The 19,309-nt window shown below is 33.9% G+C and carries 17 protein-coding genes; 5 read left to right on the top strand and 12 right to left on the bottom strand.

Going from position 1 to position 19,309, the window contains the following annotated elements:
• Positions 1 to 65 precede the first annotated feature (65 nt).
• Both AC4BB2_RS05605 and AC4BB2_RS05600 read left to right on the top strand, forming a co-directional pair.
• Positions 66 to 440 carry a BlaI/MecI/CopY family transcriptional regulator gene (locus AC4BB2_RS05605; RefSeq protein ID WP_490474446.1) on the top strand — a complete coding sequence of 125 codons (375 nt, stop codon included), beginning with the start codon at positions 66 to 68 and terminating at the stop codon, positions 438 to 440.
• A complete protein-coding gene (locus AC4BB2_RS05600) occupies positions 437 to 1,558 on the top strand; it encodes a M56 family metallopeptidase (protein WP_490474445.1) in 1,122 nt (373 codons plus the stop codon). Before AC4BB2_RS05605 ends, AC4BB2_RS05600 begins: the two co-directional genes overlap by 4 nt.
• Positions 1,559 to 1,645: 87 nt before the next feature.
• Here AC4BB2_RS05600 and lepA read toward each other — a convergent pair whose 3' ends face one another.
• Positions 1,646 to 3,481, bottom strand: coding sequence for a translation elongation factor 4 (gene lepA / locus AC4BB2_RS05595; RefSeq protein WP_490474444.1), 1,836 nt, complete (start codon positions 3,479 to 3,481; stop codon positions 1,646 to 1,648).
• A 322-nt stretch (positions 3,482 to 3,803) separates the two neighbouring features.
• Here lepA and AC4BB2_RS05590 point away from each other — a divergent pair, with 322 nt between their 5' ends.
• Genes AC4BB2_RS05590 through AC4BB2_RS05580 form a run of 3 tightly spaced genes read left to right on the top strand, consistent with a single transcriptional unit; the run spans position 3,804 to position 6,252 of the window.
• Entirely contained in the window at positions 3,804 to 5,024 is a 1,221-nt protein-coding gene (locus AC4BB2_RS05590; RefSeq protein WP_490474443.1) for a GNAT family N-acetyltransferase, read from the top strand.
• 49 nt (positions 5,025 to 5,073) lie between these two features.
• Positions 5,074 to 5,556 (top strand): nucleoside 2-deoxyribosyltransferase, encoded by a 483-nt coding sequence (locus AC4BB2_RS05585; protein ID WP_490474442.1) that lies wholly within the window; start codon positions 5,074 to 5,076, stop codon positions 5,554 to 5,556.
• 18 nt (positions 5,557 to 5,574) lie between these two features.
• The gene (locus AC4BB2_RS05580) at positions 5,575 to 6,252 is read left to right on the top strand and encodes a DUF2238 domain-containing protein (protein ID WP_490474441.1); all 678 of its coding nucleotides are present in this window, start codon (positions 5,575 to 5,577) and stop codon (positions 6,250 to 6,252) included.
• A 48-nt stretch (positions 6,253 to 6,300) separates the two neighbouring features.
• On the opposite strand, the gene AC4BB2_RS05575 is transcribed toward AC4BB2_RS05580, so the two are convergent.
• The 11 genes from AC4BB2_RS05575 to polA all read right to left on the bottom strand — a co-directional run bounded on the left by AC4BB2_RS05575 (position 6,301) and on the right by polA (position 19,259).
• A complete protein-coding gene (locus tag AC4BB2_RS05575; RefSeq protein ID WP_490474440.1) occupies positions 6,301 to 6,705 on the bottom strand; it encodes an organic hydroperoxide resistance protein in 405 nt (134 codons plus the stop codon).
• 176 nt (positions 6,706 to 6,881) lie between these two features.
• Positions 6,882 to 7,322 carry a MarR family winged helix-turn-helix transcriptional regulator gene (locus tag AC4BB2_RS05570; protein ID WP_490474439.1) on the bottom strand — a complete coding sequence of 147 codons (441 nt, stop codon included), beginning with the start codon at positions 7,320 to 7,322 and terminating at the stop codon, positions 6,882 to 6,884.
• A gap of 88 nt (positions 7,323 to 7,410) precedes the next feature.
• Positions 7,411 to 8,343, bottom strand: a complete 933-nt coding sequence (locus AC4BB2_RS05565) for a TMEM175 family protein (protein ID WP_490474438.1) — start codon at positions 8,341 to 8,343, stop codon at positions 7,411 to 7,413.
• Positions 8,344 to 8,495: 152 nt separating this feature from the next.
• Complete coding sequence (gene clpB, locus AC4BB2_RS05560) at positions 8,496 to 11,099, bottom strand: ATP-dependent chaperone ClpB (protein WP_490474437.1); 2,604 nt, start codon at positions 11,097 to 11,099, stop codon at positions 8,496 to 8,498.
• A gap of 319 nt (positions 11,100 to 11,418) precedes the next feature.
• The gene (locus AC4BB2_RS05555; protein WP_490474436.1) at positions 11,419 to 11,889 is read right to left on the bottom strand and encodes a hypothetical protein; all 471 of its coding nucleotides are present in this window, start codon (positions 11,887 to 11,889) and stop codon (positions 11,419 to 11,421) included.
• A gap of 112 nt (positions 11,890 to 12,001) precedes the next feature.
• A complete protein-coding gene (gene dnaI / locus AC4BB2_RS05550; protein ID WP_490474435.1) occupies positions 12,002 to 12,931 on the bottom strand; it encodes a primosomal protein DnaI in 930 nt (309 codons plus the stop codon).
• Between the two features lie 2 nt (positions 12,932 to 12,933).
• On the bottom strand, positions 12,934 to 14,337 hold the full coding sequence (locus AC4BB2_RS05545; protein WP_490474434.1) for a replication initiation and membrane attachment family protein: 1,404 nt from the start codon (positions 14,335 to 14,337) through the stop codon (positions 12,934 to 12,936).
• Between the two features lie 12 nt (positions 14,338 to 14,349).
• On the bottom strand, positions 14,350 to 14,835 hold the full coding sequence (gene nrdR, locus AC4BB2_RS05540) for a transcriptional regulator NrdR (RefSeq protein WP_490474433.1): 486 nt from the start codon (positions 14,833 to 14,835) through the stop codon (positions 14,350 to 14,352).
• A gap of 257 nt (positions 14,836 to 15,092) precedes the next feature.
• Positions 15,093 to 15,686: a dephospho-CoA kinase gene (gene coaE, locus AC4BB2_RS05535; protein ID WP_490474432.1), complete on the bottom strand. Its 594-nt coding sequence runs from the start codon at positions 15,684 to 15,686 to the stop codon at positions 15,093 to 15,095.
• A gap of 3 nt (positions 15,687 to 15,689) precedes the next feature.
• A complete protein-coding gene (mutM, locus tag AC4BB2_RS05530) occupies positions 15,690 to 16,526 on the bottom strand; it encodes a DNA-formamidopyrimidine glycosylase (RefSeq protein WP_490474431.1) in 837 nt (278 codons plus the stop codon).
• A gap of 87 nt (positions 16,527 to 16,613) precedes the next feature.
• A complete protein-coding gene (polA, locus tag AC4BB2_RS05525) occupies positions 16,614 to 19,259 on the bottom strand; it encodes a DNA polymerase I (RefSeq protein ID WP_490474430.1) in 2,646 nt (881 codons plus the stop codon).
• Between the last annotated feature and the right edge of the window lie 50 nt (positions 19,260 to 19,309).

Here is a 19,309-nt window from a genome sequence, read left to right as displayed (position 1 = left end):
GAGAATAAGACAAGAGTTTTTTTAGCATTGTCTTACACTCACTATTCACTAAAAGGAGGACTTATATGGCACCAAAAATCTCTGACTCAGAATTAGAAATTTTACGAGTAATATGGTCTAATAATGGTCGTATGATGTTTTCTGAGATCGTTGAAGAACTGCATGCAAAAGAGTTCAAATGGAAAAATAATACTATCTTAACTTTTCTTGCTCGTTTGACTGAAAAAAAAATTTTAGAAGTTCATAAAAAAGGCAGGCGAAATGAATATATAGTACTTTTAACAGAAAAAGACTATTTAGGCCAAGAAACGAAAGATTTTGTTGGGAAAATGTATGAGGGTGAAGTCAAAGGCTTAATAGCCACATTAGTTGAAAATAAGTTGATTTCTAACAAAGAAATTGAAGAATTGAAAAATTACTGGGAGAAAAATAAGGAATGATGATTGAAAAAATATTGAACTTACTTATTTCCCTCAGTATTTCAGGTTCAATTTTATTTGCTATTTGGTTAATAGGTAGACATTTCTTGAAAAAAAAGGTTTCTAGACGGTTTCAATACTATCTGCTACTGATTGTATTACTACGTTTTATTTTCCCTTTTTCTCCAAACCAAAGTATTATAAGTATAATTTTTTCTACCATTGAATCATCACCCTTTTATGAAATGATTTATGGTCCGCAAGGCGTAAGAAATCCTTCTGTAGTTATAGGAGATAATGTTATTTTTAATGATAACATCATTATGGGCAGTAAAAATACAGCTTTTGCACCTTATATTCTATATATTTGGTTAGCTATTGCCTTTTGTTTGATTGTCCAGAAAATCACTAAATACCAAAGTTTTGCCAAGTATATCAAAGCAGATTGGCAACCCGTAGATAAACCAGAGGTACTTGATCTTTTAAGCGAGATTTGTGAAGATAAAAAAATTGTAGCGCCTATTGATATATATACGACACCGCTTGTCTCCTCACCCTTACTGTTAGGTGTGACGAAAAATTATATCGTTTTACCCCATGAGGATTTGACTCAGAAGCAACTTTTCAGCATTTTGTCTCATGAAGTTACCCATTATAAAAATAAAGACATCTTTTATAAATGGTTCATGCAATTGATTGTCTGTATCCATTGGTTCAATCCTGTGGTTTATTTCATTGAAAAAATGATGAATCTGGAATGTGAATACGCATGTGATGAAGGAACTACCCAATACTTTTCTAAAGAAGAATACTACAACTATGGCACTACATTAATCGAGATGACCAATAATCCAGGAAAATATAATGAAAAAGTTGCCTCGGTCACTCTTTATGAAAATACGAAAGAAATAAAAAATCGTTTAGAAGCAATCTTATTCAATCAAAAAAGAAAACAACCCAAACGATTAACTGCTCTTTTATCTATCACTGGGCTTGTCTTAAGTGCTATTATTTTAGGAGCATATAATGCAACTCCTTCTAAAGGAACACTTGACCAAGATAGACTTAATGAGTCAATAACAGATACAAAAACAAAGGATACTTCTGAAAGTAAACCTTTAGGAAGACCTTTTTCTTAAGTAATCTTATCATTTAATATTAAAATAAAACGATCCGCATCAAGTATTATCAGTATACTTGATGCGGATCGTTTTATTTTTGTATTGTTATTTCTTCGGTTCATCCTCGTCCATTTTCAAAACAGCCATGAAGGCTTCTTGAGGAACTTCAACAGATCCGACTTGTTTCATTCGTTTTTTACCATCTTTTTGTTTCTCTAACAACTTACGTTTACGTGAAATATCTCCACCATAACATTTAGCCAAAACGTTTTTCCGTAAGGCTTTAATGGTAGAACGTGCAGTGATTTTTTGTCCAATTGCAGCTTGGATAGGTACTTCAAATTGTTGTCGAGGAATTAATTTTTTCAATTTCTCAACAATCACTTTTCCACGCTCAAAAGCAAAATCTTTATGAACAATAAAGCTTAATGCATCGACTTTTTCTGAATTCAATAGAATATCCATCTTAGATAAGTTACTCTTACGGTAACCAATCATTTCATAATCCAATGACGCATAGCCTTTAGTCCCTGATTTCAAGCGATCAAAGAAGTCGTAAACAATCTCTGATAACGGCATATCATAAATAACATTTACTCGATATTCATCTAAATAATCCATTGTGACAAATTCGCCACGTTTTCGTTGAGAGATTTCCATAACGGCCCCAACATATTCATTTGGAACCATAATTGTTGCTTTAACATACGGTTCTTCTACAAAATCAACGGTGCTTTGGTCTGGAAATTCTGCCGGATTATCAACAACGATTTTTGTACCGTCTGTTTTAGTTACATGGTAAATTACTGATGGTGCGGTTGTAATCAAATCAAGGTTAAACTCACGTTCCAATCGTTCTTGGATAACATCCATATGCAATAACCCTAAGAATCCACAACGATAACCAAAACCCAAAGCTTGAGAAGATTCTGCTTCAAATTGTAATGCTGCATCATTTAACTGTAATTTTTCCAAAGCTTCACGTAATTCAACATAACGGGAATTATCGATTGGATACAATCCACAATAAACCATTGGATTCATTTTGCGATATCCTGCTAAAGCTTCTGTTGCTGGATTATTTGCTAATGTTACAGTATCCCCTACTTGGGTATCACGAACGGTTTTAATTGCTGCCGTAATATAACCAACGTCGCCTACCATCAAGAAATCTCGGCTAATTGGTTTAGGTGAAAAAATACCGACATCAGTTACTTCAAATGTCTTATTATTATTCATCATCATGATCTTATCACCAGGTTTCACAACACCATCCATGATTCTAACATTTAAAATAACACCACGATAACTGTCATAAACTGAATCAAAAATCAACGCTTTTAACGGTGCTTCAAGATCACCTGTCGGAGCTGGAACCAAATCAACGATTTGTTCTAGAATGTCTTCGATTCCAATACCTGCTTTGGCACTTGCTAAAACAGCATCACTGGCATCAATCCCAATCACATCTTCGATTTCTGTACGAACTCGTTCTGGATCTGCAGCTGGCAAATCGATTTTATTGATAACTGGAATAATTTCTAAATCATTGTCTAATGCTAAATAAACATTCGCTAATGTTTGGGCTTCAATTCCTTGAGCTGCATCAACAACTAAAATAGCACCCTCACATGCTGCTAAACTTCTTGACACTTCATAGGTAAAATCCACATGTCCAGGAGTATCGATTAAATGAAAGATGTACTCTTCACCATCTTTTGCTGTATATGTTAATTCCACAGCATTTAATTTAATGGTAATACCGCGCTCGCGCTCCAAATCCATGGCATCAAGTAATTGATCCTGCATTTCACGATCTGAAACGGTTTCTGTTTTTTGTAAAATCCGGTCAGCAAGGGTAGACTTTCCATGGTCAATATGAGCAATAATGGAAAAATTACGAATTTTTTCTTGTCGTTGCTTCATTTCATTTATATTCATTAATAGTCCTCATTTCTTTTATGAACAACTGAATGAGTGTATGCTTTTGTTTAATCTTAAAATCATCAACTTTAAGCAGACTCACAGCTCAGATCACTTTCAATCAGCACCTCCCATTATAACAAGATTTACCTCATAATTAAAGAACTTTCCTATGTTTCCTCATGAGATTGATAATTCCAGCCGTTTAATCAAGTTTAAACAAAGATCAAATCATATTCTCGTCAAAAATACAGCTTTACTATTTCTAAGCAATCAAATACCCTATATTATTCCTATTTTTTTGATATACTGGAGGTAGAAAAAAATTGGAGATGGAAAAATGGACCAAAAAGAGTTTAAAGATAGTTTGAAGTTAAAAACCGTAGATGAAAAATATGTAGATCAGTTCAATGAATTATTGAGCTATGTCTTCCAATTTACAGAAGCAGATTTAGATGAAAGTGGCTACGAAAGTAAAAAAGAATTGATTAAATCAAAACAGCCAATTTTGGAACAGTCAAAAGTATTTGGTTGGTTTCACGAGGATCAACTGATTTCTCAGATTGCGATTTATCCTTGTGAAGTTAATGTTCATGGAACACTTTTCAAAATGGGCGGGATCACAGGTGTTGGGACTTATCCTGAATATGCCAATCATGGTTTGATGCAGGATTTGATTCATTTAGCACTTAAAAATATGCGGGAAGATAAACAATGGATTTCTTATCTTTATCCTTATAGCATTCCCTATTATCGTCGAAAAGGCTGGGAAATCATGTCGGATAAATTATCCTTTAAAATTCGTGATACTCAATTGCCGAAACAGGTTGATGTCCCAGGAATGGTCGAACGTGTTAGCGTAGATCATGAGGATGTCTTTACCGTATACGCAAAATTCGCTCGCCAAAGTCATGGAGCACTAATCCGCAGCGAGTTCAACTGGGAAGAATACTGGCGTTTCGAAAATGAGGATGAGCGCACAGCTGCTGTTTATTATGGAGCTAATCAAGAGCCTTTAGGTGTGCTTTTTTATTGGGTAGCTGAAGAAGTTTTCCATATAAAAGAAATGTTCTATATCAATCAGGAAGCTCGAAATGGCTTATGGAATTTTATTTCAGCACATTTTTCAATGGTTTACTGGGTTAAGGGAGATATTTATAAAAATGAACCGCTAGCTTTTTTACTAGATGATAGCCAAATCAAAGAAACAATTGAGCCTTACTTTATGGCAAGAATCGTTGATGTAAAAGAAATGTTGTTAGCATATCCTTATGCAAGTACAGCAAAACCATTTCATTTTGTCGTAACTGATCCAGTCGCTGAATGGAATAATGGCATATTTAGCTTGCTTTGGGATGAAGACGACCAAGTTTCCATAAACCATGAACCATTAGGACAAGCTGTTCATATCGATATTCAAACATTAACGTGTTTATTGATGAATTATCGTCGACCTACCTACTTACATCGAATCGAGCGTTTAGATACAGATAAAGAAACATTGAATTCTTTAGAGCGGATTTTTCCTGATCAAGAAGCTTACTTTAGTGATTATTTTTAACCGCTGTTTTATCAACGTTATCAGATAACAATTACTGGAGGAAAAGAAGATGAAAATATATTTTGCTGCGCCGATGTTTGCAAAAGCAGACTTGTTATACAACGAATACTTGGTTAAGAAAATTCGTGAATTAGATGATTCACTTGACGTTTACTTACCACAAGAAAATGGTGCAATCAATGATAAAACCGCTTATGCAGATAGTAAAATGATCGCACTTGCTGATACTGAAAAAGTTCTTGAAAGTGACTTACTGGTAGCTATTTTAGATGGAATTACAATAGATGCCGGTGTTGCTTCTGAAATAGGAGTCGCTTATGCTAAAGGTATCCCAATGATCGGTTTGTATACAGACACTCGTCAACAAGGAGCAGATAATCAGAAAAAATTGGCTGCGTTAGGCGAAACTGCTGAAAATCAATTTCACTATCTTAACTTATATACCGTTGGTCTAGTAAAATTAAATGGAGTAATTGTCAGTCAGGAACAAGACTTTTTGTCCTTAATTAAGGAACAACTAAAAAATATATAGTAGCGGGAGGCTTTTAATATGAAGTTGGAGTTTGAGGATAAACAAGAAAAAAGTGCCTTTTATTTTTTAGTTTTGTTTGGCTTTGTTACATTGATTGTCAACATCGTTAAAATATTTATGGTGCAACCTACAGAACAATATGTATTATTGACATTTGAAATGATTGCAGGAATTGGGATTATTTTTGTCCCTTTTATTTTCACAAAATTCACGGGATTGATTTTTCCGAAAATGGTTAGACTTTATTATTGGTTTTTCATTTGGATTGCTGTTTTTCTTGGAACAGGTTTACGACTAATCATTGTTGTACCATTTTGGGATAAGATTCTTCATTCAGTTAGTCCAATTTTATTAGTAGCAGTCGGATATGCGATTATTGGATATTGTTTGCGTGAAACTGATTTTTCTAAAATCAGTCCGTGGCTGTTTATTATTATGGGCTTTGCTTTCGCTGGATTATGCGGCGTCTTCTGGGAATTTTGGGAATTTGCTTGTGATTCTGTTGGTAATATGAATTTACAACGCTACATGACTGAAGCAGGTCAACCGTATATTGGACGTGCTGCATTGATGGATACAATGGGCGATTTATTTACGAATACAATTGGGGCGCTGATTTTAACTGTTTATAGTTTTACTCAACGACATAAACCCGATTATTTTAAATCTTATGCATTTAGAAAAGTAACTAAGTAACATAAAAAAGAGGCAACTTTAGACATTCTAAAGCCGCCTCTTTTTATGTTATTCAACTTCTAATTCAACTGAGATATTTCCTCTTGTCGCTTTTGAATAAGGACATACTTCATGTGCTGCTTTCACTAATTCTTCTGCTTTTTCACGAGTTACATCATCGATTTTAACAGAAAGTACAACACCTACTTGGAATCCAGATTGTTCATCACTGAATAGCGAAACAGTTGCTTTTACTGTGCTTTTTGACGTGATTTTTTGTTTGGCCATTACAAGCTCCAATGCACTGTTGAAACAAGAACTGTAAGCGGCTGCAAATAATTGTTCTGGGTTAGTTTTACCTTCCTTATGTGGTCCAGGTGAAGTTACTTCATAGCTAAATGATTTGTCTGGTGAAAAAACTTCGCCTTCTCTTCCGCCTGTATTGATGATGGTTGTTGAATAGATTTTTTTCATGATTCATTCCTCCAATTTTTATCCTTATAAATTCATTGCACAATTAAATTGTACACAATATTTTATTGATTGTACATTAACTTGCTTCCTAAAGGCGCTGTTTTAAAGTAAAAAGACTTCAATAAGTCCGAAAAACATACCTGCTCTTCCTTATTAAAGTCTTTTTCCCATTTAATTTAATGATTTATCTCACCAATTTTCATACTTAAAACATTTATCTGATTGATTAGAGAAAAATATTCTTCTTCCTTAAAATCCAACTGTGCCAAACAACCTTCCACTTGATTATAAATCTCATTTTCCAATTGAATTGCTTTTTCCGAAAGTGAAACAATTACGATTCGTTCGTCTTCTGGAAGTCGATTTCTATGGATATAACCATTTTTTTCCATTCTTTTAAGCATCGGTGTCAATGTACCTGTATCTAAATCAAGTTTTTCACCGATATCAGAAATACGTTGATCCGAGTATTCCCACAATACAAGCAAAACCAAATATTGAGGATAAGTTAAATGGAATGGCTTCAATACTTTAGCGTACATTCTATTAAATTGTTTTGATGCTGTTTGTAAAGAAAAACATAATTGTTCTTCTAATCTTCTGATTTTTTTTTCCACTTGATATCCCTCTTTAAAAAAAACTGATATAGATTTGATTTTACACAATGAAGTAGTTACAAGCAAGATTTTTTAGAAGTCAACTTGACTACTCTTCACCTTTATTTAATTTCTGATTTTTAGTTATCGTCATTGATGTATACTCATCAATTTTGCGTTTTTCAGTTTCTAATTTCTCTCGTTTCTGATATAAATGTTTCTTTTCAGAATCATCCATTGTTTCAGAAATTTTTTGATCAATTTGTTTTATTTTTCGATTCACTTCTTGTTTCCATTCCTGATTGAATTGATGCCACCACTCTGGATCTTTTTGCGCGCCTTGTGCATTATTCAAAGATGACTTCAACAAGGATGTATACTTTTGAATCGCATTTTCCCAGTTCTGATTTGAATCTTGTAAATAATATTTCTTTTGCTCATCATTCATTTGTTCAACATAGATATTTTCTTCATGGCTTACAATATTTTGCAGAAAATTAAAGATTGGTAAAACTAAGTAAACTACTAATCCAAATTTAGGGTAAAAATAGGCCAAAAATAAAAGAAAAATTCTAAAAATGAAATTCCCACGATGCTTAAATCGGATCTTTTTTTGATATTCTGATTTTATTTTTTCAGTTTCTTCGATTTGTCTTTCAAGAGAATTAAGTAAAATTTGAAGAAAAATACTCACAATGAATGTTAAAATTCCATACATAAAAATAATTTCTCTATTTGTATCTTCAATCAAAAGACGCGTAAATGCTGGAACTAAAGAAAGAAAAAACATCAAAAACATGTAAACAACAAAATCTTTATTTTTGATTTTTTTGACATGATTAAAAACTTGTGCTGTTTGATACCATAAATTTCCGACAAAACAAAAGCTGATAAAATAAATTCCTATTGAGCGTATTAACGTAATGAATTCAATATTGCCTGACTGAGTTAAGTTTATAGGCAGATCCAAAACCATGATTGTAATAATTATTGCAATAATTGCATCTCCCAACATGACGACACGGTCTTTCATTTTTTCCATAGGAATCCTCCCAATCATTTGCTCTTCTATCATTTTATAACAATTTGATATTTTATCAATTATTTCAAAGTAAAAAGAGTGAAAAAACTAAATAATTCTAGTTTTTCCACTCTAAAAATCTGAATAGAAAGTAATCACTTCAAAATTAGCGATTATTCTTCTATTGGTTCATTTTCAAATACTAATTGATCGTTTACTAAACTGATTGTTACTTTCGTTTTTGGTAATACTCTTCCTGAAACGATTTCTTTTGCTAATGGTGTTTCAACTTCTTTTGTAATAAAACGTTTCAGCGGACGGGCACCATATGCTGGATCATATCCACTTTCTGCAATCCACGTTTTTGCTTCTTCTGAAATCACTAATTCGATTTCTTGGTGCTCTAAACGGTTTGCTAATTGAGCGGTCATTTTTCCGATAATTCCCTTGACATTATCTAGGCTTAGCGGGGCGAATAAAATTGTATCATCTATTCTGTTTAAGAATTCTGGTTTGAAATTACCGCGTAAAATCGTCATTACTTGCTCTTCTACTTCTTCAGGGATGGTTCCTTGTGAAGTGACTCCTTCAAGCAACAATTGAGAACCAATATTACTTGTCATAATCATAACGGTATTTTTAAAATCAACCACACGTCCTTTAGAATCAGTCAAACGACCGTCATCCAAAACTTGAAGTAAAATGTTAAATACATCAGGATGAGCCTTTTCGATTTCATCTAATAAAACGATTGTATAAGGATTACGACGGACAGCTTCTGTTAATTGGCCACCTTCTTCATAACCGATATAACCTGGAGGGGCTCCAACTAAGCGAGACACGCTATGTTTTTCCATATACTCACTCATATCGATTCGAACCATATGATCTTCTGAATCAAATAAGTCTTCTGCTAACGCTTTGGCTAGTTCTGTTTTACCAACACCTGTTGGGCCTAAGAATAAGAAAGAACCTAAAGGGCGGTTTGGATCTTGTAAGCCTGCTCGGGAACGAATCACCGCATCACTTACAGCATCCACTGCTTCATCTTGACCGATAACACGTTTATGAAGGGTTTCGTTTAATTTCATTAACTTTTCACGTTCACCTTCAACAAGTTTGGTTACAGGAATCCCTGTTAAGCGGCCGACAACTTGAGCAATTTCATTTTCAGTCACGGCTTCTTGTACCATTCTTACATTATCTTTGGCATTTTTAGCTTCAAGATCTTTCAGTTCTTCTTCTAATTGAGGAATCGTACCATGACGAAGTACAGCTGCTCTTTCTAAATCGTAGTTGTTCTCAGCATCTTCCAATTCATGTTTGGCTTTATCGATTTCACTACGTTTATTACTTACAGCGTTAACTTCTTCTTTTTCAGTTTCCCACTGCATCTTCATTGCATTGGCTTCTTCTCGAAGATCAGCTAACTCTTCTTGTAATGCACTTAAACGTTTTTTGCTAGCATCATCTGATTCTTTCTTCAATGCCGCTTCTTCGATTTCCAATTGCATCAAACGACGCGTTACTTGATCCAGTTCCGTAGGCATTGAATTCATTTCGACACGAATCGTGGCACTAGCTTCATCAACTAAATCAATTGCTTTGTCTGGTAAGAAACGATCCGTAATATAACGATCTGATAATGTTGCGGCAGCAACTAAAGCATTATCGTGGATATTAACGCTGTGGTGGATTTCAAAACGTTCTTTTAATCCACGTAAAATACTAATTGTATCTTCAACAGTTGGTTCTTTCACTAATACTTTTTGGAAACGACGTTCTAGCGCTTTGTCTTTTTCCATGTATTGACGATACTCATCCAAAGTTGTCGCACCGATTAAATGCAGTTCGCCACGAGCTAGCATTGGTTTCAACAAGTTTCCAGCATCCATGCTGCCTTCTGTTTTACCAGCACCAACAATGTTATGAATTTCATCGATGAATAATATAATTCGACCTTCGCTTTTTTTAACTTCTTTCAAAACTGCTTTTAGTCGTTCTTCAAATTCACCACGGAACTTGGCACCTGCAATCAATGCCCCCATATCTAATGAGAAAATAATTTTGTCTTTTAGGTTCTCCGGCACATCTTTACGAACAATTCTTTGGGCTAAACCTTCAATAATCGCTGTTTTACCAACTCCGGGTTCGCCAATTAAGACGGGATTATTTTTTGTTTTACGAGAAAGAATTCGAATTACATCACGAATTTCTTCATCCCGACCGATAATTGGATCTTGGTTACCGCTTTTAACCTGTTGAACTAAGTCAACACCATATTTTTCTAAAGCTTTGTATTGTTCTTCTTGGTTTTGAGAAGTCACACGATCTCCCCCTCTTATATCTTCGATATTTTTACGTAGTTCTTTTTCAGTGATTCCTTGGCTTGTTAAATATTTTGTTAAACGATAATTTTTTAATTTCATTAGCGCTAAAATCACAACTTCAGTTGCTAGAAACTCATCTCCAAAGGATTCTCTGATTTTATCTGCTTCCCCTAATAAATTAAATAGATTTTGGCTCATACTCTGACCGTATTGGATATTGCTACCTTGAATACTTGGATATTCATCAATAGCTTTATCAATTTCATGTTCAAACGCTTCTACATCCAATCCAGCATCTGTGTAAAAATTACGTCCAAAATGATTTGGCTGTAAAAAAATCTTCCATAAATGAGCGATATCAATTTCCTGATGATGACGAGTTATTGCTACCTGTTGCGACTCTGCAATTGCTTCTTGCAAGGTTGTTGTCATTTTTTCGATATTCATAGAATTACCTCCTAAAATTGGCTACTATTAACATAATATCGTTTATTTATCAAAAAGACATTACGTCTTTTGTACTATTTTTTTTAGGGTCTTAAGTCTGATCAACTCTGACCTTATAAAACAATTATACACAATTGGTCAACAAAGGTCAAATTGAACGCTATTAATTTTTGATTAATTATTCTTCTCTTTTTATGATAACGCAACTTACTATTTTAGCAAATAATATGAGTTATCCATGTAAAAAAGACTGAATCTCAATTAATGAGATTCAGTCTTTTTTTCGGTAGTTATTTAAAAAGTTTCATACTTACTATTTTTATATTTTTTCAACTTTAATAACTGAATTCCCTGCAACTTGTGGTGGAATCGACATAGTCATAGCAGGTAAACTAACTAAAGTGAATTGAATTTTATCCCCAGTTTTAAGTTCTTCTTCAGTAATGCCATCAGCTAATTGTTCCTCGGCGACATTTAGAATAACTCCCCCATTTTTCATCATATTAACTATTTTTTCGGGATCTTCAATTGCTTCCACTTGATTCAAAACAAGGCGAATAGATTTATCTACTGTATCATTTTTCTTGGCATCTTCAACTAATAGTGCTGTAAATACAGCATTTTCTTTTTTGTGTTCTAAGCTGCTGGATGTTTCTTCACTGTTATGATGTTTCTTACTACTCATACTTGTCTCCTCACTTCCTTTTGGCGCCTCTCTTTTATTTTCTCCACAAGCTCCTAAAGAAATTAATGCACAAACCGTTAGTAACGTTATTATAATCTTCTTCATAAATAACCTCCCTCACTATTTATGTTCAAGCATAAATACATATCTAAAAAAATCTACCTTTTATTTTCCTCGTCAAAGCATTGAAAAAACTGCCTAATAGATAGACAGCTTATTAACCATTTCTTCGATCGTTGCCAGACATAGTAATCTCTTTTGCTAGGTAGCGGATACGTTCCATGATTCGACGGGCTTTTAAAGGTTCTTGTTCTCCACGTTGAGTCACAGATAAGTGCTTTTCTAACTCTTTTAAATCTAGGTTAGATGAAAAAAAGGTTACTAATTGTTCCTGCATACGATACTGTAAAATAACACTTAATACATCATCGCGAATCCAAGAAGTCATTGACTCTGCACCTAAATCATCAATCATCAATACTGGTGATTTTTTAACAGCATCTAACTTTTCACCGACTAAATCTTTGGCAATCGCTTGTTTCATTTCAACTGTAAATGTTGGAAAATGAACAATAGTTGTTACAAAGCCTCTTTCTGCTAAATTATTAGCAATCGCTCCTAATAAGAAAGATTTACCTACACCAAAAGTCCCTTTTAAATAAAGCCCCTTGTGGAACTCTTTTGGTGCTTGAGAGTATTCTTTTATAAATTTCATTGCATTTGCAAATGCTTCTTCTCTTCCATCTGAACTTAAGTCAAAATTATTTAAGCGAGCTTCACGAACATCTTTGGGCATATCCATCGCTTTAACACGTTTACGGATTTCATCTTCTCGTTGTTTAGCAATTAGAGCCTCAGTAGGTACGTAAGTGACGTCAATGTAATGGAAGTTCAAGGCTAATTTTGGTTCATACCCTGGAGCAATCATTGTCGGATCATTCAGTTGGTATTTTCTTTTTTCTTGAACATATTCGTATAATTTTGAATAACTTTTGCGAATGTCTTCATCTGTTAAGCGTTCACGATTCTCTTCAATAAACTGTTTTACATCAGCATCTTTCATAACAACTTCAACTAGTTCATTATATCTCTCGTTCATATCTCGCTTTTGAATGATTTTTGACATTTCTTTCCCTACATCTTCCATTATCAATCACCTTCTTCGTTTAATAATTCTCTGAGTTCTCTTTCTAATTCAGCCTGTCTTTCTGGTGAAAGTTTCTTTTCTTCGATTGGATTATCCACCCAATCTGGTAGCGTTTCTTGACGAATCGGCCGATTGTTTTGTCCGTAGCGCTGTCTGGTTTCTTTTTGTTCTTTGCCTTTTTTGGCTATTTCTCGCACATGCTGGATAGCTTTCTCTGGTGAAAAAATACCACTTTGCGCCCATTCATTAGCAATTCGATTGACATAATCTGCTTTTAAAGTAGGTTGTTTTTGAATATTATAAACATAATTAATTAAAATATTGATTACACTATTTGGTAAACCAGATTTACTAACCAAATACTTAACTAGCGAACGTTCCTGTGGCGTTGTATAACCACCACGTCCATTTTTTAGTGCTTCTAGATAATTTAATGGAAAATTCTTTTCACTATCCATAATCATCTGAATATCTTGAGTTGAAAATCCGTTCATTTTTAATGAGTTGTAGCGATAAGTTTGTTGGTCCTCATCGGATAGTTCAACTGAATCATTTTTTTGAAATTCACTTTTCTTTTGTTTTTTATCAGGATCATATGCTTTATAAATTCCTCGTTCAAAGTCTTTTACGTCAATCTTACTTGTATAATAATCAAAGGCTTTCGAACAAAAATCAATCATGTCTAATTCAGTGATTCCAAATAAATTATGAAAAATAAATACTTCTTCTTTAAATCCGTCAACATTATCAGGAAGTTTGATTCCAAGTTTTTCTATTCCTTGAACAAAATATGACCAATCAAAACTGTCATTCACTGCACTTAGTTTGGCAGCAGGCCTCGGATCATTGAAAGATTGTTCGATTTGAATTAATTGTTGATTTTGAGAAACAATTTGTTCTTCTTTAAACAAATAAACATCTTTGAATCCAGAAGAGATATCTTCAAAACCAGTTAAATTAATAAAATTTGGTTTGAATTGATTGAATAACTTATCTAATTTTCTTTGTCCTATACTATTTAAAAGAGTCAATACTAACACTTCATCTTTGAAAAATCGCTCAGCTGATTCAGGATGATTCAAACGATATAAAAACTTTGGTCCTAGCTCAGAATCATCTTTGACGAATGTCGTTAACAATCCAATACCTTCAAGCTTTTTTCTGGCAACTTGAATTTGCTTAATGCTGATATCCATCATAGTAATTAAATCAGCGTGAAACAGTGACTCACTAATTCCTGTATCTTCAACTTCTGATAAAAGTGTCAAATATAAACTAAATGCCTGTGCACCAATAATTGGTTGATATAACAGAGTTAACACCAACTGTTCTTGATCAGATAAAGGATACGGGATAGAGACTTGAAAAATACTTTTAGGATATACTTCTTTCCAATTGGTTTTCAAGGAAAGACCTCCTTATTTATTGGTTGTATCATTATTTGATGATTTTGCTTTATCAACAATGCCTTGTAGTTCTTTCAAGAATACACTCATATCTTTAAATTGACGGTAGACACTAGCAAATCGAATATAAGCAATTTCATCCAAATTAACTAAATCTTCCATCACATATTCACCAACTAAAGTGGTTGATATCTCATTTTCTCCTAAACTACGTACACGATTTTCAACATTATCGACAATTTGTTCCATCTGCTCCATAGCAACTGGACGTTTTTCAGCAGAGCGAATCAAGCCACGTAATATTTTTTCTCTATTAAATTCTTCACGATCACCATTTTTCTTGATAACTAGCAATGGCGCTGCTTCTATCCGTTCAAATGTTGTAAAACGGTAATTGCAATTTTCACATTCTCGACGACGACGAATCGCGCGGCCATCGTCCGCTTGACGACTGTCAATTACACGAGAATTATTATGATGACATCTTGGACAACGCATAGTGTTCACCTCGTTTTATTTTATATTTTTATTTTAGTTCATTCATTTTTAGTCTACTATCAATAGTATAACATGAAATGGCTAAGAAACCATACATCTACGATGACTTCCTAAATAAATTAATGGTGATTTAATCTTGAAAAAATCGAATGTTCAAATATACTAAAAACGAAAAAGGACAAGAACGTTCGTCAGCTCTCTTGCCTTTTTCGTTTGTTTGTTCACTTGTTATCTGTTACATTCAAAAGAATTATTCTTCATAAAACATTTTCAGAAACCCATTTTTCTACCTGTCTTGTTATATTTTGAATATCTCCTTGATTGTCTAATACAATATCTGCCATTTTTTTCTTCTCTTCTATTCCTAATTGACTGTTTATTCGATTAAATGCCTCTTTTTCACTTAAGTTATCACGTTTCATCAAACGAAGTAATTGTATGTTTTCTGGGACATAAACAACGGCCACTTGATCAACGAACTTATCATACCCACCTTCGTAAAGTAATGGGATATCAACAATCACTAAAGCTGCCTCTTTTTTCTTTTTTTTAATTTCAGTTAAAATTGCTTTTTTTATAAAAGGCGATAATATTTTATTTAGTAGTTTTCTTTTTTCCTTATTAGAAAAAATAATCTCTCCTAATTTTTTCCTATTAAGTGAGTTATCGGAATTTAAAATACTAGTTCCAAAAACTGAAACGACTTCAGATAAACCAATTGTTCCAGGCTCGACAACTTCTCTTGCGATAACATCTGCATCTACAATAGGAAACCCCAAGCTTTTAAATATATTCACAACTGTGCTTTTTCCGGTCGCTATACCTCCAGTTAAGCCTAATACCATCCCCATAAACTAACTCCTCACTTTCAAGGTTTGACACTTAGGACAAAAATGGGTGCCACGTTGAGCGACTTTAATTTTTTTAATTGGTGTAGCACACCTTGGACATGGTTTCTCTGTTTGACCATAGACATTCAATGAAATTTGAAAGGTTCCGGCTTCTCCCAGCGCATTTAAATAACTACGAATCGTTGTCCCGCCAGCTTCAACTGCACGACCAAGGACATCAATAATGGCATAGTACAAACTTTCGACTTCCATTGGTTTTAATGTATCTGCCGGTTGTTCTGGGTAAATCTTAGCCTCCCATAATGCTTCATCTACATATATATTGCCTAACCCTGTTACTAAACGTTGATCCAACAGTAACGGTTTAATCGCTTTATGATGTTTTTTTAGACCTTTACGAAATTCTGGTAGTTTAAATTCGGAAGGAATTGGTTCAGGTCCTAATGTTAAAATGCCTTTATAATTTTTCCCTTGATCCTTTTCAACTAAAACCATTCGACCAAATTTGCGAACATCTAGATAGCGTAATTCTGTTCCATCAGTAAATGTAAAAATAACATGGGTATGTTTCATTCGTGCGTCTTCTGGAGTATTGGTTTCGTATTTCCCTTCCATTCTTAAATGAGAAATCATATCGTAATTCGTCAATTTAAAGATTAAAAACTTTCCACGGCGCTCCATTTTTTCAATCCTTTGACCAATCAATTTTTCAGCAAAAATATCCGCTTCCGGTGCTTCTATAATTCTTGGCCACAAAATCGTGACTTCTTCAATCGTCTTTCCAACAACTAATTTTTCTAAGCCTTTTCTGACTGTTTCAACTTCTGGCAATTCAGGCAATTTCCATCTCTCCTTAGCGTAAAGAGACTGACAAAGTGATTAGTATCTATCACCGTTAAAATCAGTCTCTCTTCGTTATTTACTTAATTATTTTGCTTCATACCACGTTTTACCCCAACTGCTGTCAGTGATCAATGGTACGTGTAAAGCAACTGCATTTTCCATTACATCTTTAACTAATGCATTTAGTTTTTCTAGTTCTGATTCTGGTGCTTCAAAAACAAGTTCATCATGCACTTGAAGTAACATTGTCGCCTGCATATTTTCTTCTTTCAATCGTTGAGCCATATTGATCATGGCGATTTTCAAAATATCTGCAGCACTTCCTTGAATCGGTGTGTTAATTGCCGTCCGTTCTGCAAAAGAGCGTAAATTAAAATTCCGTGAATTAATATCAGGTAAGTATCGACGACGATTATACAAGGTTTCCACAAATCCTTTGTCTTTAGCATCCCGAACGATGTCTTCCATATATTTTTTTACACCAGGATATTTTTCAAAATAAGTATCAATATATTCTTGCGCCTGTTTTCTTGTGATTCCTAAATTTTGAGACAAACCATAGTCGCTAATGCCATATACGATACCAAAGTTTACTGCTTTTGCTTGACGACGCATATTTGGTGTTACATCTTCTGGCTTTTCAATACCAAACACACGCATTGCAGTACTTGAATGGATATCCTGCCCTTCAACAAAGGCCTCTTTTAAATGCTGGTCATCTGAAATGTGAGCAAGGACACGCAATTCAATTTGAGAATAGTCAGATGAAAAAATCATCCAGTCTTTCTCTCTTGGCACAAATGCTTGGCGAATTTTTCTACCTTCATCTAAACGAATCGGAATGTTTTGTAAATTCGGATCAACTGAACTTAAACGACCTGTTTGAGTCAAGGTTTGAACATAACGTGTATGAATTTTGTCATCAGGCTGAATCACTTTAAGTAATCCTTCAACATAGGTTGATTGGATTTTGGCAATCTGTCGGTACACTAAAATGTCTTCAACGATTGGTGCTTGCTCTTTCAATTGTTCTAATACATCTACTGCGGTTGAATAGCCAGTCTTCGTCTTTTTGATTACTGGTAGTCCCATTTTTTCAAATAAAATCACACCTAATTGTTTCGGTGAATTCAAATTGAATTCTTCACCAGCTTCTGTATAGATTTTTTGTTCGATCTCACGAAGACGATTTGAAAATTCGATTCGCATTTCTTTTAGACGATTTGCATCAACACGAATGCCTGTAATTTCCATATCTCCTAAAATTTTAGAAAGGGGCAATTCCATTTTATAGAATAAATCTGCTTGATTTTTTTCAACTAGCTCTGCATCTAGTTTTTCAGCAAGAAAATGAATAGCCTTAACCTTACGAGCCAGATGACTGAAAAATGCTTCGTCGTCTTCTGGCAATCCTTTTTTCGCACCTTTACCATAAACGGTTTCATCAGAATGGATATCAGTATAGCCATAATGTTGCGCAACGCCTTCAATATCAGCACTATTGTCATTTGTATCTAATAAATACGCCGCTAATAACACATCAAAAACGATTCCTTGAGTCTTACCAACGTAACGATTAAGTGAAACATAGGTCCGTTTTGCATCATATACTGTTTTCTTATATTTATCTGACTTTAACCAATCAATAAATGGTTTGCTTTCAAATAGTTCCAAGCTATTAGTAGCATAAATCTTCTTCTTATTTCCCCAAGCAACCCCAACAATCGGAGAAGTATGATAATTATCTTCAAGCATTTCAACATACAACGCCATATCTTCTGTAAACATATCCTCAGTAAATGTATCAACCACATCAAAGTGAACATCTTCTAGTTCAGCAGATTCTTCTTCAACATTTAGTTTACTCAAAAATTGTTTAAAATCCATCTCCTTGAAAAAAGGGATCAGTTTTTCTAAATCTTTTCCTTCATACTTCAAGTCTTCAATATTGATATCCACTGGAGAATCTACATTGATTGTTGCTAAACGTTTAGACATAAAGGCTTGTTCTTTATCATTGATAAGATTGTCTTTCATTTTGCTTTGTTTCATATTGTCGATGTTTTCATAAACACCTTCCACTGATCCATATTCTTTTAATAGTTTAATCGCTGTCTTTTCACCAATTTTTGTCACGCCAGGAATATTATCTGATGTATCACCAGCTAAACCTTTCATGTCAATGATTTGGTTCGGAGTTAGACCATCATATTTTTCAGCTACATGCTCTGGTGTATAGGTCTCAAGATCACTGACTCCTTTAATCGTAATATCTACTTTGACAGATTCTGTTGCTAATTGAGTTAAATCTCGGTCACCTGACAAAACAACAACATCAAACTTTTCTTTTGGTGCTCTAGTTGCTAATGTTCCGATAATATCATCTGCTTCATAATTATCTAATTCATAATATTTTACACCCAAACCAGTTAGCAATTCACGAATGTAAGGCATTTGTTCTTTAAACTCACCTGGTGTTTTTGAACGTCCTGCTTTATATTCTGGATAAAATTCAGTTCTAAAGGTCGTTTTTCCAGCGTCAAAGGCAACTAAAACATGGGTAGGGTTTTCTTTTGTCATGACGTTTTCAAACATATTGTTAAAGGCATAGATTGCATTTGTATGCAATCCATTTTTATTTTTAAAACGCTCTAAGGAATTGTGTAAAGCAAAAAATGCTCGGAATGCTACACTATTTCCATCAACTAATAATAACTTATTTTTTGTCATTCTTTTTTCTCCTCATCTTCAACAAACTGGTTTCCTATCTATTCTAACAA

The organism is Enterococcus sp. AAFC-DPL-5146 (genome assembly GCF_058216635.1).
The sequence above is the reverse complement of the archived record's forward strand: the minus strand, read 5'-3'. Positions and strand labels throughout refer to the sequence as shown.